18 protein-coding genes and 1 pseudogene are annotated in these 13371 nt (G+C 69.4%); 10 read left to right on the forward strand and 9 right to left on the reverse strand.

Annotated elements, in window-relative coordinates; genetic code table 11:
* Positions 1 to 73: 73 nt before the first annotated feature.
* Genes AB0M24_RS21625 through AB0M24_RS21640 form a run of 4 tightly spaced genes read right to left on the reverse strand, consistent with a single transcriptional unit; the run spans position 74 to position 2716 of the window.
* Entirely contained in the window at positions 74 to 283 is a 210-nt protein-coding gene (locus AB0M24_RS21625) for a hypothetical protein (protein WP_363770397.1), read from the reverse strand.
* Positions 284 to 315: 32 nt separating this feature from the next.
* Complete coding sequence (locus AB0M24_RS21630) at positions 316 to 642, reverse strand: hypothetical protein (RefSeq protein ID WP_363770400.1); 327 nt, start codon at positions 640 to 642, stop codon at positions 316 to 318.
* A gap of 59 nt (positions 643 to 701) precedes the next feature.
* On the reverse strand, positions 702 to 2045 hold the full coding sequence (locus AB0M24_RS21635; protein ID WP_363770403.1) for a HAMP domain-containing sensor histidine kinase: 1344 nt from the start codon (positions 2043 to 2045) through the stop codon (positions 702 to 704).
* A complete protein-coding gene (locus AB0M24_RS21640; protein ID WP_363770406.1) occupies positions 2042 to 2716 on the reverse strand; it encodes a response regulator transcription factor in 675 nt (224 codons plus the stop codon). The genes AB0M24_RS21635 and AB0M24_RS21640 overlap by 4 nt, the downstream gene beginning before the upstream one ends.
* Before the next feature lie 231 nt (positions 2717 to 2947).
* Between AB0M24_RS21640 and AB0M24_RS21645 the strand changes: the two are divergent.
* Positions 2948 to 3310, forward strand: a pseudogene (locus AB0M24_RS21645) (phosphatase PAP2 family protein); the annotation flags it as partial.
* Positions 3311 to 3496: 186 nt separating this feature from the next.
* Here the strand turns inward: AB0M24_RS21645 and AB0M24_RS21650 are convergent.
* The 3 genes from AB0M24_RS21650 to AB0M24_RS21660 are packed head-to-tail and all read right to left on the reverse strand — an operon-like array spanning position 3497 to position 5814.
* A complete protein-coding gene (locus tag AB0M24_RS21650; protein WP_363770973.1) occupies positions 3497 to 3763 on the reverse strand; it encodes an HPr family phosphocarrier protein in 267 nt (88 codons plus the stop codon).
* Between the two features lie 33 nt (positions 3764 to 3796).
* Positions 3797 to 5062 carry a PTS transporter subunit EIIC gene (locus tag AB0M24_RS21655; RefSeq protein WP_363770410.1) on the reverse strand — a complete coding sequence of 422 codons (1266 nt, stop codon included), beginning with the start codon at positions 5060 to 5062 and terminating at the stop codon, positions 3797 to 3799.
* Positions 5059 to 5814: a GntR family transcriptional regulator gene (locus AB0M24_RS21660; protein WP_363770413.1), complete on the reverse strand. Its 756-nt coding sequence runs from the start codon at positions 5812 to 5814 to the stop codon at positions 5059 to 5061. Before AB0M24_RS21660 ends, AB0M24_RS21655 begins: the two co-directional genes overlap by 4 nt.
* A 110-nt stretch (positions 5815 to 5924) precedes the next feature.
* Here AB0M24_RS21660 and AB0M24_RS21665 point away from each other — a divergent pair, with 110 nt between their 5' ends.
* The 7 genes from AB0M24_RS21665 to aroQ all read left to right on the forward strand — a co-directional run bounded on the left by AB0M24_RS21665 (position 5925) and on the right by aroQ (position 10500).
* Positions 5925 to 6161 carry a PTS glucose/sucrose transporter subunit IIB gene (locus tag AB0M24_RS21665; RefSeq protein WP_363770416.1) on the forward strand — a complete coding sequence of 79 codons (237 nt, stop codon included), beginning with the start codon at positions 5925 to 5927 and terminating at the stop codon, positions 6159 to 6161.
* Positions 6158 to 6613, forward strand: coding sequence for a PTS glucose transporter subunit IIA (locus AB0M24_RS21670; RefSeq protein ID WP_363770419.1), 456 nt, complete (start codon positions 6158 to 6160; stop codon positions 6611 to 6613). Before AB0M24_RS21665 ends, AB0M24_RS21670 begins: the two co-directional genes overlap by 4 nt.
* Positions 6614 to 6797: 184 nt before the next feature.
* Positions 6798 to 7250, forward strand: coding sequence for a prepilin peptidase (locus tag AB0M24_RS21675; RefSeq protein ID WP_363770422.1), 453 nt, complete (start codon positions 6798 to 6800; stop codon positions 7248 to 7250).
* A gap of 13 nt (positions 7251 to 7263) precedes the next feature.
* Complete coding sequence (gene aroC, locus AB0M24_RS21680) at positions 7264 to 8463, forward strand: chorismate synthase (protein ID WP_363770425.1); 1200 nt, start codon at positions 7264 to 7266, stop codon at positions 8461 to 8463.
* Positions 8460 to 8966 (forward strand): shikimate kinase, encoded by a 507-nt coding sequence (locus AB0M24_RS21685; protein ID WP_363770428.1) that lies wholly within the window; start codon positions 8460 to 8462, stop codon positions 8964 to 8966. The genes aroC and AB0M24_RS21685 overlap by 4 nt, the downstream gene beginning before the upstream one ends.
* On the forward strand, positions 8963 to 10069 hold the full coding sequence (gene aroB, locus AB0M24_RS21690) for a 3-dehydroquinate synthase (RefSeq protein ID WP_363770431.1): 1107 nt from the start codon (positions 8963 to 8965) through the stop codon (positions 10067 to 10069). Before AB0M24_RS21685 ends, aroB begins: the two co-directional genes overlap by 4 nt.
* Positions 10066 to 10500, forward strand: coding sequence for a type II 3-dehydroquinate dehydratase (gene aroQ / locus AB0M24_RS21695; RefSeq protein ID WP_363770434.1), 435 nt, complete (start codon positions 10066 to 10068; stop codon positions 10498 to 10500). Before aroB ends, aroQ begins: the two co-directional genes overlap by 4 nt.
* Here the strand turns inward: aroQ and AB0M24_RS21700 are convergent.
* Positions 10484 to 11428: a hypothetical protein gene (locus AB0M24_RS21700; RefSeq protein WP_363770437.1), complete on the reverse strand. Its 945-nt coding sequence runs from the start codon at positions 11426 to 11428 to the stop codon at positions 10484 to 10486. The genes aroQ and AB0M24_RS21700 overlap by 17 nt on opposite strands.
* Before the next feature lie 33 nt (positions 11429 to 11461).
* Between AB0M24_RS21700 and AB0M24_RS21705 the strand changes: the two genes are divergently transcribed.
* Positions 11462 to 11839, forward strand: a complete 378-nt coding sequence (locus AB0M24_RS21705; protein WP_363770440.1) for a VOC family protein — start codon at positions 11462 to 11464, stop codon at positions 11837 to 11839.
* On the opposite strand, the gene AB0M24_RS21710 is transcribed toward AB0M24_RS21705, so the two are convergent.
* Complete coding sequence (locus tag AB0M24_RS21710) at positions 11825 to 12229, reverse strand: B-4DMT family transporter (protein ID WP_363770443.1); 405 nt, start codon at positions 12227 to 12229, stop codon at positions 11825 to 11827. The genes AB0M24_RS21705 and AB0M24_RS21710 overlap by 15 nt on opposite strands.
* A gap of 35 nt (positions 12230 to 12264) precedes the next feature.
* Here AB0M24_RS21710 and AB0M24_RS21715 point away from each other — a divergent pair, with 35 nt between their 5' ends.
* A complete protein-coding gene (locus AB0M24_RS21715; protein ID WP_363770446.1) occupies positions 12265 to 13341 on the forward strand; it encodes a Xaa-Pro peptidase family protein in 1077 nt (358 codons plus the stop codon).
* Positions 13342 to 13371: the final 30 nt, after the last annotated feature.

Genomic DNA, 13371 nt, shown 5'->3' on the forward strand with positions numbered 1-13371 from the left:
CGCACGGGCGCGGGGGTTGCCGGCCAACACCACGGCCGCTGGTGCGTCCCGCCCCTCCCGCTTCGTAGCATGATCAGGTGGAGATTCCCGGGCTCGGGCGCGTGACCGAGGACGAGTACGGCAGCCTGGTCAGCGCGCCGATCGCGGTCGCGGTGTTCGGCGGCGCACGGTTGCCATTCGCTGTAGACGGATACGCGGGTGATCCGGAGCCTGAGGACTGGCGGACGAGTTCGGAGACGACGAGGAGGACTTCCCTCGGATCGCCGGGCCGTATGACGGTCATCTCACCTACCCGAACGACGTCGTCCACGTCCGCTAAGGACACTTGAAGCCCGACGAAGGCACGCCCTCCACGGTCCCCCGGCTCGCGATCGCCGTGCAGTACAGCTGGAACTGCGCCATCTTCGTGAGCGCGGCCATGTCGTTGGGCAGCACGATCAGGTCGGACACCGCCAGCACCTTCGACGTCGTCGTGGGCACCTCGGTGGTCAGCCCGAGCTTCTTCTCCTCCTCCGTCGGCCCGGCCACCAGCAGGTTGATCGCCGTGGCGGTGTCCACGGTGCCGGTGTACGACCGCGACCGCCGCACCAGCTCGGTGCCCTCCGACCCGAGCAGGTAGACCGTCAGCTCATGCGATGACACGGTCGGAGCGTCCGCTCCGGTCAGCACCGGTGTCGGCCGTACGCCACACGAAGCCAGCGTCACCACGGCAAGCGCAAGGTGAAGACCGCGCCGCCCGAGGGCGCGTTGGCTGCTTCGATGGTGCCGCCGTGCAGGCGTGCGTTCTCCCATGCGATCGCCAATCCCAGCCCGCTGCCCTCGGAACGGGAGCGGGCCGTGTCTGCCTTGTAGAAGCGGTCGAAGATGTGGGGGAGGGCGTCCGCGGGGATGCCTGGGCCGTTGTCGGTCACCTCGATGACACCAGGTCGCAGGACCACGCGCACCGGCGAGCCGCCGTGTTTCAGGGCGTTGCCGACCAGGTTGGCCACGATCACGTCGAGCCGGCGGCGGTCGACGCGGCCCATCACGCCGTCAGGCAACGAAGCGTCCACCGACGACGTCCAGCCCCGTGCGGCCAAAGAGTCGCGCACGGCGGTACCGATGTCCCACTCATCGAGCTCCAGGAGGTTCCGGCCCTCGTCGAAGCGCGAGATCTCCATCAGGTCGTTGACCAGGCGGGTGAGCTTGCGGGTCTCCGTCGACACCAGACGGGCCGCCACGGCGGTGTCCGCTGGCAACGAGGCGGCGTCCTCGTCCAGCACCGCGGTCACGGCGTTCATGGCGGTCAACGGAGTCCTGAGCTCGTGCGACACGTCGGCCACGAAGCGCCGGGCCGCGGCCTGCGAGGACTCCAGTTGCGAGGCGGACAGGTTGAACGTGCGCGCCAGGTCGGCGAGCTCGTCGTTGCCCCGTTCGTCGACGCGGGTGTCCAGGCGGCCCGAGCCCAACGCGCGCGCGGCGTCTCCCAGGCGGCGAACCGGGCGCAGCACGCCCCGAGCGGTGAACAGAGCCAAACCCAGGGCCAGCGGCAGCACCAGGCTCACGCCCACCCAGGCCGCCTTCGCGAAGCTGTCGATGGCGCGCTGAGGGGCGCCCAGCGACGACCAGGCCCACACCTCGACGCCGGTGGGGGAGCCGTCCGCGCGCAGCAACGGGATGCCGACGTACACGATCGGCCCGGCGGCATCCGTGCGACGCTGCCAAATCACCTTCGTGCTGGTTTTCACCGCCTCGCGCATCTCCTGCGGCACCGAGGAGGCGTCGAGCCCGCGCGAGTGCATCCCCTGGTAGACGACGACCGCGGAGTTGCGCAGGTACGAGGCGAAGTCGTCGAGATCCGTCTGCGCGGGCGGCACGGTCAGCCGTTGGGCGTAGGTGCGGACGTCGTTGACGAGCGGGTTCATGAAGCTGTCCTGCGCGTCCTCCAGCAGCAGGTTGCGGGCCGTCGCGTACGAAGCGCCCGCCGCCGCCACCGCGCCCAGCAGGGTCAGCAGCAGGAACGCCGCCATCAACCGCGGCCTCAAGCCGCGGAGGAGTGCCCTCATTGCGGACCGAAGCGGTAGCCGAAGCCGCGCACCGTGTGGACGTAGCGCGGTTCGGAGGGCACGTCCTCGATCTTCGCGCGCAACCGCTGCACGCACGCGTCGACCAGCCGCGAGTCGCCCAGGTAGTCGTGCTCCCAGACGGCTTCGAGGATCTGCTGCCGCGTCAGCACGCGGCCCGGCGTGCGGGAGAGCTCCAGGATCAGCTTCAGCTCGGTGGGCGTCAGAGCGACCTTCACGTCGTTCTTGAGCACCTGCAGCCCGGCGCGGTCGATCACCAGCGAACCGTGGCGTTCCACGGAGGACGGTTCGGCGACGGTCCGGCGCAGCACCGCGCGGATGCGAGCCTCGAGCACCCGCGGCTCGACCGGCTTCACCACGTAGTCGTCCGCGCCCGCCTCCAGGCCCGCGACCACGTCGAAGTCGTCGCCGCGCGCGGTGAGCATGATGATCGGCACCTCGGCCTGCATGCGCATCCGGCGGCACGTCTCGAAGCCGTCGATGCCCGGCAGCATGATGTCGAGGACCACGATGTCGGGACGGGACTCGCGCAGCCGCTCGACGCCCTCTTCGCCTGTTCCCGCTGCTCGGACGTCGTGTCCCTGGCGCCGCAACGCCAGACAGAGCCCTTCGCGCACAGACGGGTCGTCCTCGACCAGCAACACCATCGCCACGAGATCCATTATCGGCGGGGAACAGAACCCGCGCCGGTTCTGTAGCGGAACCATGACATGGCGTGGACGTTCCCATGGCCCGGCGCGCGGAGTCTCGGACGCATGGCCGGAAGCTTGGTGGGATTCCTCTTCACGTACTTCGCGCTGGTGTGGACGTCGTTCGGGCAGAAGGCGGAGAACGCCGCGTTGCCCGAGCTGTCCCTGCAGCGTTCCTGGGCGTCCAACGTGGACATGGCGATCCTCGTCGCTGCCGTCCTGGTGATCCTGATAGCGCGCAGGAAGGCGTTCCCGCCGTTGCTGGTGCTCGGCGGGTCGGTGTTGCTCGCGCAGGTGCTGAAGCTCTACGTGCTGGTGCGGCCCGAGCTCGACGAGGAAGCGGTGCTGGTGCACAACAGCTTCCCGAGTGGACACACGACGGCCGCCGTGGCGTCGGTGGTCGCGGTGACGATGGCCGTGCCGCGCAGGTTTGCCCTTTGGGTCGCGGTTCCGGGTGCGCTCGGGGCGGGCGCGGTGGCGGCGGAGACGGTGTCGCTCGGCTGGCACCGGTTCAGCGACACGCTCGGCGCGGCGCTGCTGGTCACGACGATCGCGTTCCTGGTGCTGCGCAAGTGGACCGCGGGGCTCGTCGTGCCGCCCCTGCTGGCAGCGGGCGGGGTGTGGCTGATGGTGACGTACCCGCAGGCCACGCCGTCGACCTTGGCCGGCGTCGTGACCGCGGGTGCCGTCCTGCACTTCGGGTGGGTCGTGGCTGGACGTCGGGGCGTCCAGCCACAACCGGAATCACTCGTCGTGGTCGGTGGCGATCAGTTCGGCGATGGCGTCCAGAGCAGCGTCCGCTCCGTCCCCGTCGGCGCTGAGCACCACCTCGTCACCGTGCATAGCGCCCAGGGTCATCAGACCCAGAACACTCGCCGCGTCAACGGCTTCGCCGCCGTCCTTGGCGATGGTGACCGTCACCGGCTGGTCGGCGGCGGCCTTCGCCAGCAATGCGGCCGGTCGGGCGTGCAGTCCGACCTTGCTGGCCACGGTGACCCGTCGCTCGGCCATGATGGTTCCTCCCGGTAGAGCTGGTTGTGCTTGCTACTTTTCGGTCGTGGCGGGCTTGTCGCCACCCGAGCCGACGATGCTCTCGTCCGCTTCCGGTGACTCGTCGTCCTCCCGGCCGGGTGTCTTCAGGTTCCACTTGGTGATGACCCAGCGGAACAGGAAGTAGTAGATCGCCGCGTAGATCAGGCCGAGGACGATGAGCAGCCACGGCTTGGTCGCGATGTTCCAGTTGAGGATGAAGTCGATCGCACCGGCCGAGAACGAGAACCCGTCGTGGATGCCGAGGGCGTTCGAGATCGCCAGCGACGTACCGGTCAGGATCGCGTGCACGACGTACAGCGGCCACGCGACGAACATGAACGCGAACTCGAGTGGCTCCGTCACACCGGTGATGAACGCGGTGAGCGCGGCGGAGCCCATGATGCCGCCGATGATCTTCTTCTGGTTCGGCCGCGCGGTGTGGACGATCGCGAGCGCGGCCGCCGGCAGGGCGAACATGAGGATCGGGAAGAAGCCGGTCTGGAACGTTCCGGCCGACGGGTCCTGCGCGAGGAAGCGCGGGATGTCACCGGTCTTCTCGTCGAACGTGCCGAACTGGAACCACACGATGTTGTTGATGATGTGGTGCAGGCCGAGCGGGATCAGGAGGCGGTTGATCACGCCGTAGATGCCGGCACCGATGATCGTGCTGCCGGTGACCCACTCGCCGAGCGCGGTGATGCCCGCGTTGAACCACGGGTAGACCAGGCCCATCACGACACCGACGAGGATCATCACGCCGGCCACGACGATCGGCACGAACCTGCGGCCGCCGAAGAACGCGAGGTACGGAGGCAGCTTGGTGCGGTGGAAACGCTGCCACAGCAACGCGGTCAGGATGCCGACCACGATACCGCCGAGCACGCGGTAGTCGATCAGGACCGGCTTCGCGAGCGGGTCCGTCGGCTGGTCGAGGACCAGCGGCGACATGGCCTTGAAGATGCTCGTCAGCACGGTGTAGCCGACGGCGGCGGCGAGCGCGGTGGAACCGTCACCGCGGCGGGCGAACCCGACCGCGATGCCGACCGCGAACAGCAGCGGCAGGTTGGTGAACAGCGCGTCACCCGCCGCGCCGATCACCGCGGCGACGGCGTTCCAGCCCAGACCGTCCTTGCCGAGCAGGTCATCTTGACCGGCGCGGAGCAAGAGGCCTGCCGCGGGCAGCACGGCGATCGGCAGCATGAGGCTGCGACCGAAGCGCTGCAACGTGGCGAGGCCCTTGATCTCGCGACCGCCTGTCTGTGCGGCGTCGGTGCTCATCGGGTACCTCCCTTGGCGGAGTTCGGTCCGGTCCCCGGGACGGTCCGGTCCAGTTGCATGGTCACCTGGTAGAGATCGCCCCGGTACCAGGAAGTAACGTCCTCACAAGGCCGCCCCTGAGCGGAGGCGACCCTTCTGAACACGAGCAGCGGGCTGCCCTTGCGGACGTCGAGCGCCTTGGCCTGGTCGGCGTCGGCGGTCTCGGCCCACACGGTCTGCCTCGCTTCGTCGAGCTGCACCCCGTACTTCGCCGCGAAGAGCTCGTAGAGCGACCCGCTGAGGTCGCACCGGTCGAGCTCCGGCAACAGGTGCGGGCTGTACCAGCCGGCCTCCAGAGCCAGCGGTGCCCCGTCGGCCCTGCGCAGCCGGACCACGCGGTAGGCGTACTCGTCGGCGTCGAGGCCCAGCGAGGCCTTCGAACCGGGAGTCCCCTGCCCGCAGCTGATCACCTCGGTGCTCGGTTCGAGACCGCGCGCCTTCATGTCCGAGGTGAACGAGGCCAGGAAGAGCTGCAGGTCGTAGCGCCGCCGTGCGGTGAACGTCCCACGCCCTTTTGCCCTGGTCAGCAGGCCTTCGGCGACCAGTTGGCCGACTGCGGCCCGCACTGTGATGCGGGACACTCCGTACCGCTCGGCGAGGTCGCGCTCGGACGGGATGGGCGAGCCCGGAGCGAGGTCGTGCTCGGCGAGCCGGCGCAGGATCTCGCGGAGCTGCGCGTGCTTGGGCTTGGGCCCGTCCACGATCTCGTGCATTCGCTCACCTCCTCGCAGTGGTACTTTCCGGTCTAGACCAGTTGGTGCGGGAGAATGCTCCGCACACTCAGTGGGTGTCAACCGCTGTTACGGGAACGAGAGGTACGAACGTGGCTGACGAGAAGGCGCAGAAGATCATCGAGGCGCTCGGCGGTGCGTCGAACATCATCGAGATCGAGCCGTGCATCACCCGGCTGCGGTGCGAGCTGGAGGACGGTTCCGTCGTCGACGAGAAGGCCCTGAAGTCGTTGGGAGCGCACGGAGTCATGCGCTCCGGCAACGTCGTCCAGGTCGTCGTCGGCCCCGAGGCGGACACGATCGCGTCCGACATCGAGGACCTCCTGTGAGCCTCCGCGTCGGCAGCCCGGTCGCCGGCCGGGTGGTCGCGCTCTCCGCCGTGCCGGACCCGGTCTTCTCGCAGGCGATGGTCGGCCCCGGCGTCGCCGTCGAGCCCGCTCGGGTGAAGGCCGACGTCGTCTCGCCCGTGGACGGCACCGTCGTGACGCTGCACCCGCACGCGTTCGTGGTGGCCACCGCTGACGGCGCCGCGGTGCTGGTCCATCTCGGCATCGACACCGTGAAGCGCAAGGGCGAGGGCTTCGAGCTGCACGTGGTCAAGGGCGAGCAGGTGCTGGCCGGTCAGCGGATCGTCACCTGGGACCCGGCGGAGGTCGAGGCGGCGGGGTTCGCGCCGATCTGCCCGGTGATCGCGCTGGACGCGTCGGCCGAGGTGCTCGGAGACCTGGCGGTGAACGTCGACGTGACGGCGAACGACGCGCTGTTCGACTGGTCTCGCTGATCTTGTCGGTGCCGCTGGCTAAGTTGGGTTGCGAGGGTACCCCCGGCCGGGGGTACCCCTGCGCGAGCCTGACTTCCGGGCGTTTTCCCAGCCCGAACTAGGGCACCGTTGGCCCGTGCGTGAATGGACCGTTCACGACGGGTCGCGATTTGGCCTGAGTCGTACCGAGCAGGACCGTGGTGCCATGACCACGGTCCTGCTCGCGTCTTTCCTGGGTTCGTTGTGGACGGTCGCCGCCGTCCTGGACGCACCACCCTCGTCGTTCCTGCTGGCCTGGTTCGGCATCGTGCTCGCGTTGATCGACCTGCGGCACCACCGGTTGCCGGACGCGCTGACCCTCCCGTTGGGCGCGGCGCTGCTGCTCCTGCAGTCCCACCGGCTGGGAGAAGCCGCGCTCGGAGCGGCTGTTTTCGGTGGCGCTCATCTCGCGGTCCGGCGCTTCAGGCCGGCGTTGATGGGTGGCGGAGACGTGAAGCTCGCGTTCGGGCTCGGCGCACCGCTCGGACTGCCGTTGCTCCTACCTGCGGCGATCCTGTCCAGCGCGGTCACGCTCGTGCTGGCAACGCTCAAACGCAGTCGCAGAGTGCCGCACGGTCCGGGCTTGCTGGCCGCCACCTGGGCGTTGACGACGCTGTGAAAGGATTGTGAACGTGCTGCGCTGGATCACCGCTGGAGAGTCACACGGCCCCGCTCTCGTCGCCGTCCTGGAGGGCATGCCCGCCGGTGTCGAGGTGACGACCGACGACCTCGTCACCCAGCTCGGGCGCCGCAGGCTCGGCTTCGGCCGAAGCCCCCGCATGGGCTTCGAGCAGGACGAGGTCGAGATCCTCGGCGGCGTGCGCCACGGCAAGACCCAGGGCGGCCCGATCGCGGTCACCATCGGCAACTCCGAGTGGCCGAAGTGGCAGACCGTCATGTCCGCGGACCCGGTCGACCCGAGCCTGCTCAAGCCGACCGGCCGCAACGAGGCCCTCACGCGGCCCCGGCCCGGTCACGCCGACCTGCCGGGCATGCAGAAGTTCGGCTTCGACGAGGCACGCCCGGTGCTCGAACGCGCGTCGGCCCGTGAGACGGCGGCTCGGACCGCGTTGGGCACGGTGGCGCGCCAGTTCCTGCAGCAGCTGCTGGGCGTGCAGATCCTCAGCCACGTGGTGTCCATCGGCAAGGCGGACACGCCTGAGGACGCCGCGCTGCCCACTCCGGACGACCTGCCCGCGATCGACGAGTCGCCGACCCGCTGCTTCGACCAGCGCGGCACCGACGCGATGGTCGCCGAGGTCGAGGCCGTCAAGGAGGCCGGTGACACCGTCGGCGGCGTCATCGAGGTGCTCGTCTACGGGTTGCCGCCGGGCCTCGGCTCGCACGTGCACTGGGACCGCCGCCTCGACGCCCGCCTCGCCGCCGCGCTGATGGGCGTGCAGGCGATGAAGGGCGTGGAGATCGGCGACGGCTTCACCTCCGCGCGCCGCTGGGGTTCGCAGGCCCACGACGAGATCGACCGCGGCAGCGGCCCGGTCGGCGTCACGCGCCGCTCGAACCGCGCCGGTGGCCTCGAAGGCGGCATCACCAACGGCGAGATCCTCCGTGCCCGCGTGGCGATGAAGCCCATCTCGACCGTCCCACGTGCACTGTCCACTGTGGATGTCCGAACTGGAGAGCCGGCCGTCGCGATCCACCAGCGTTCGGACGTGTGCGCCGTGCCGCGCGCCGGTGTCGTGCTGGAGTCGGTCGTCGCCCTGGTGCTCGCCGAGGCCGCGCTGGAGAAGTTCGGCGGCGACTCGCTCGACGAGACGCGCCGCAACGCCCACGCGTACCTGAAGGCCCTGGAAGCCCGCTGGGAGGGCATGTGAGCCCCCGCTTCGTCGTGGTCGGCCCGCCGGGAGCGGGCAAGACCACGATCAGCGAGCTGCTGGCCGCGAGGCTCGCTCTGCCGTTCCGCGACGTCGACGCCGACATCGTGGAGCTCGCCGGCAAGCCGATCTCGGACATCTTCACCGACGACGGCGAGCCTGTTTTCCGTGCCATGGAAGAAGAAGCCGTCGCCAAGGCGTTGGTCGAGCACGAGGGCGTGCTCGCGCTGGGCGGGGGAGCGGTGCTCTCGGCGAAGACCCGAGAGCTGCTGCAGCACCACCACGTCGTGTTCCTGAACGTGGGCATGGCCGAGGGCGTGCGCCGCACCGGGCTCGCGTCCAACCGGCCGCTGCTGACCGGCATCAACCCGCGCGCCACGTTCAAGGCGCTGCTGGACGCGCGGCTGCCCCTGTACCGCGAGGTCGCGACGGTCGAGGTGCTGACCGACTCGCTGACCCCGGACGAGGTGGCCGACGCGGTGATCGAGGGAGTTGGACGATGACCGAGCCCGTGCGCATCCGGGTCGCCGCCGAGAAGCCGTACGACGTCGTGATCGGCCGCGGGCTGCTCGGCGACATCGTGGAGTTCCTCAAGGGCACCGCGAAGATCGCGATCATCCACCAGCCGACCCTCGCCGCCACGGCCGAGGTCCTGGTCGACGAGCTCAAGGCCGCCGGCGCCGACGCGCACCGCGTCGAGGTCCCGGACGCCGAGGACGGCAAGGACCTCGCCGTCGCCGGCTTCTGCTGGGACGTCCTGGGCAAGATCGGCCTGTCCCGCTCCGACGCCGTCGTCGGCCTCGGCGGCGGCGCGGTGACCGACCTCGCGGGTTTCGTCGCCTCCACGTGGATGCGCGGCGTGCGCCTGGTCAACATCCCGACCACGCTCCTCGGCATGGTCGACGCGGCCGTCGGCGGCAAGACCGGCATCAACACCGACGCGGGCAAGAACCTCGTCGGTACGTTCTACGAGCCGGACGCCATCTTCGTCGACCTCGCCACGCTGGAAACCTTGCCGCGCAACGAGCTCATCGCGGGCATGGCCGAGATCGTGAAGGGCGGCTTCATCGCCGACCCGGTGATCCTCGACCTGATCGAAGCGGATCCGGCTCGTGCGTTGGACCCGACCGGTGAGGTCCTCGCCGACCTGGTCCGTCGCAAGATCCAGATCAAGGCCGACGTGGTGACCAGCGACCTCCGCGAGTCGAACCTGCGCGAGATCCTCAACTACGGCCACACCCTCGGCCACGCCATCGAACGCCGCGAGCGCTACCGCTGGCGTCACGGCGCCGCGATCAGCGTGGGCCTGGTCTTCGCCGCCGAACTGGCCCGCCTGGCGGGAAGGCTGGACGACGAGACCGCGGATCGGCATCGTCGCGTCCTCGAACTCCTCGGCCTGCCGACCTCCTACGACCCGGACGCCCTCCCGCAGCTGATGGAGGGCATGAAGGTCGACAAGAAGAACAAGGCCGGCGTGCTCCGCTTCGTCGTCCTGGACGGCCTGGCCAAGCCCGGCCGCCTGGAAGGCCCCGACCCGGCCCTGATCGCCGCCGCCTACTCGGCCGTCGCCGCCGAGCCCAAGTCCTCAGGAACGGTGCTGCTGTGAAGGTTCTCGTCCTGAACGGCCCGAACCTGGACCGCCTCGGCACCCGCGAGCCGCTCATCTACGGCAGCACCACGCACGCCGACCTCGTCGAGATGTGCGTGGCGGAAGGCAAGGAGCTCGGCTTCGACGTCGAGGTCCGCCAGACCGCGTACGAGGGCGAGATGGTCAAGTGGCTGCACGAAGCCGCCGACGCCTCGATCCCGGTGGTGCTCAACGGCGCCGCCTGGACCCACTACTCGATCGCCGTGCGCGACGCGTGCTCGCAGCTCACCGCGCCGCTGGTCGAGGTGCACATCTCGAACATCCACCAGCGCGAGGAGTTCCGGCACCACAGCGTCATCTCGGCGATCGCGAGCGGCGTGATCGTGGGGCTGGGCGTGGAGGGCTACCTGCTCGCACTGCGCTGGCTGTCGCTCAAGCGAGGTGCTTGATCTCCAGCAGTCGCGCTGAGCCGTCCTCGGCACGGATGAGCATCGCCTGGTAGGCACCGCTCAAGGTGTAGTGCGGTGGGCGGGCCGACACCTCCTCGCGGTTGCGCAGGGCGAGCGAGTAGTTGCCCAGGACCACCACGAGGCCTGTCGTCTCGTCCTGGCGCATGTCCCAGTTGATCAGCGGATCCGCGTTGAGGGACCAGTCGACGTCGCGGTAGACCGGTGTGTGGGTGGTTCGCGGGCAGCCTGCGGGCATGGGTGACGACCTCGCCTCGGTGCACAGCGCGAACCCGGCGCGGATCGCCTCGGCTACGGCGGTCCTGGACAGCTCGAAGCCGTGCTTCTCCTCCTCGAATCCGGCGTCGATGTGTTCCATGTACTCGATCCTGGTGTCGCCGCCACGCCAGCTACCCGTGGCGATGAACGTGAACGGCACGACGGTCCTGTCTCCGCCGAGTGCCGTGTCGTAGTGGAGCACCATCACCGCCTTGCCTGTCGCCCTGAACGAGCCGTGACGCCACTTCACCACCACCGCGTCGCCAGGATCACCTACGAGTTCCCAGCGAACTGTTTGTGCGCCAGGCGCTTCGGCGCCCTGAGGGCAGTTCGCCGGCGCCGGGACGATCTCGCTCGCGCACAACCGCAGTTTGTCCACGGCCAGCCGGACGATCACCTCGTCGCTGGCTCCCTGGGGCCGGAAACCGCCCAACAGGATCAGCTCGGTGGGTACGAAGATCAGCAGAACCACCGCGACGCAGAGCCGCATCTCGAGCGCCCGTCGTGCTCGGTCGAACCACTCCGGCCGGGGCGGCACGGCTCGCCGGGACGGCCGACGTCGGCGGGAGCGCAGGACGAGGTCGCCGTGCACCGTGCCGACCTGGACGACCTCACTGCCGTCACTGACATCACCCGACACGGTGTTCCGCACAGGTCCGAATGGTAGGCGTGGAAGGATCGCCCGATGCTTCATCACGTCGAGTTGTGGGTGCCAGATCTGGCTCGCGCCGAAGCCACGTTCGGCTGGCTCTTCATCGAACTCGGCTGGACCGAGCACCAACGCTGGTCCGCCGGCGTCAGCTGGAAGCTCGACCAGACCTACGTCGTCGTCGAGCAGTCCCCAGCACTCACCGGTCCACACGATCGGATGAAAGCGGGCCTCAACCACCTCGCCCTGCACGCGGGCACCAAAGCGGATGTCGACCGCCTCACCGAACAAGCCCAGCTCAACGGCTGGCAGGTGATGTTCGCGGACAAGCACCCGTACGCGGGCGGCGAGGACCACTACGCCGCGTTCCTGGAGAACGAGGACGGCTTCGAGGTCGAGCTAGTCGCGGGCTGAGTCCCGCGCCCCGAGGAAACCGCCCAGCAGCAGCCCGAGCCCGGCCGGCGCCAGCACGAGCAACGCCGTGAACGCCGCCCCGCCCGTCAGCGCCACCCACAGGGCTTCCTGGCCGGTCTGGTCGACCAGCAACGCCGACCCGATCACGCCCAGCGCCCCGGCGAACGGGCCGGCGATCAGCGACGCGATGAACCACTGCATGCCCGGCGACTCGAGTTCGCGGAGCCGGTCGACCGCGCCCCAGATCACCGCGGCGGCCACGAGCAGCCCCAGCGCGATGGGACGGACCGACGTCGCCTCGGGGCTGCGCACCGCCACCGCCGAGACTCCGGTCTGCACGGCTCCGTGGAGCAACCCCATCCACAACGCACGGACGAACCAAGGACGCATGCGCACAGCTTAGGACTGGCCGTACGCTGCGAGACATGTCGTCGTACGCCGCACGCCGCACCGCACTGCGCCAGGCGCTCCAGGCCGCGAACCTGGACGCTCTGCTCGTCACGAACCTCCTGAACGTCCGGTACCTCACGGGGTTCACCGGATCGAACGGTGCCGTGCTCATCGACGCGGTGAGCGACGACAAGACGATCTTCTGCACGGACGGCCGGTACCTCACCCAGTCGGCCAAGCAGGTGCCGGACCTGGAGCGGCTGATCGACCGCCCGTGCGACGAGGCGCTCGCCCGCAAGGCCAAGGGCAAGCTGGGCTTCGAGAGCCACCACGTGACGGTCGACGGCCTCGAAACCCTCACCAACGCCGCTGAGAAGGCCGAGCTGACCAAGGCAGGTGGCCTGGTCGAGAAGCTCAGGCTCGTCAAGGACGAGATCGAGATCGAGGCCCTGCGCATGGCGTGCGCGGCGGCCGACCGGGCGCTGGCGGCGTTGATCGGCCACGGCGGCCTGCGCGCGGGCCGCACCGAACGTGAGGTCGCGCGCGAGCTGGAAGGCCGCATGCTCGACCACGGCGCGGAAGGTCCCGCATTTCAGTCGATCGTGGCATTCGGCGCGAACTCCGCGGTGCCGCACCACTCGCCGACGGACGCCGCTTTGCACGTGGGCGACTTCATCAAGCTCGACTTCGGCGCCCTGGTCGACGGCTACCACTCGGACATGACCCGCACGCTGGTCCTGGGCAAGCCCGCCGACTGGCAGGTCGAGCTGTACGACCTGGTCGCGCGGTCGCAACAGGCAGGACGCAACGCGCTCAAGCCCGGCGTGCAGGTGAGCGGTGTCGACCAGGCGGCACGGGAAGTGATCGAGAAGGCCGGGCACGGCGACGAGTTCCTGCACGGCCTCGGCCACGGGGTCGGGCTCGAGATCCACGAGGCACCGGCGTTGTCGAAGGCGGGTGACGGTACACTTTCGGCCGGTATGGCGGTCACCGTCGAGCCCGGCGTGTACTTGTCGGGGCGGGGCGGAGTCCGCATCGAGGACACCCTCGTGGTGCGCGCAAGCGGGCCGGAGCTCCTCACCCTGACCACGAAGGAACTCGTGGTCGTCTGACACCCCGTCCAAGCACAGGAGAAATTCCCC

The organism is Lentzea sp. NPDC051838 (assembly GCF_040681245.1).
Taxonomy (GTDB): Bacteria; Actinomycetota; Actinomycetes; order Mycobacteriales; family Pseudonocardiaceae; genus Lentzea.

Excerpts from the sequence above, each read along its gene's own strand:
- AB0M24_RS21625 (WP_363770397.1), bottom strand. The coding sequence starts at position 283 with ATGACCGTCATACGGCCCGGCGATCCGAGGGAAGTCCTCCTCGTCGTC.
- AB0M24_RS21635 (WP_363770403.1), bottom strand. The coding sequence starts at position 2,045 with ATGAGGGCACTCCTCCGCGGCTTGAGGCCGCGGTTGATGGCGGCGTTC.
- AB0M24_RS21650 (WP_363770973.1), bottom strand. The coding sequence starts at position 3,763 with ATGGCCGAGCGACGGGTCACCGTGGCCAGCAAGGTCGGACTGCACGCC.
- AB0M24_RS21655 (WP_363770410.1), bottom strand. The coding sequence starts at position 5,062 with ATGAGCACCGACGCCGCACAGACAGGCGGTCGCGAGATCAAGGGCCTC.
- AB0M24_RS21660 (WP_363770413.1), bottom strand. The coding sequence starts at position 5,814 with ATGCACGAGATCGTGGACGGGCCCAAGCCCAAGCACGCGCAGCTCCGC.
- AB0M24_RS21675 (WP_363770422.1), top strand. The coding sequence starts at position 6,798 with ATGACCACGGTCCTGCTCGCGTCTTTCCTGGGTTCGTTGTGGACGGTC.
- aroB (WP_363770431.1), top strand. The coding sequence starts at position 8,963 with ATGACCGAGCCCGTGCGCATCCGGGTCGCCGCCGAGAAGCCGTACGAC.
- AB0M24_RS21705 (WP_363770440.1), top strand. The coding sequence starts at position 11,462 with ATGCTTCATCACGTCGAGTTGTGGGTGCCAGATCTGGCTCGCGCCGAA.
- AB0M24_RS21710 (WP_363770443.1), bottom strand. The coding sequence starts at position 12,229 with ATGCGTCCTTGGTTCGTCCGTGCGTTGTGGATGGGGTTGCTCCACGGA.
- AB0M24_RS21715 (WP_363770446.1), top strand. The coding sequence starts at position 12,265 with ATGTCGTCGTACGCCGCACGCCGCACCGCACTGCGCCAGGCGCTCCAG.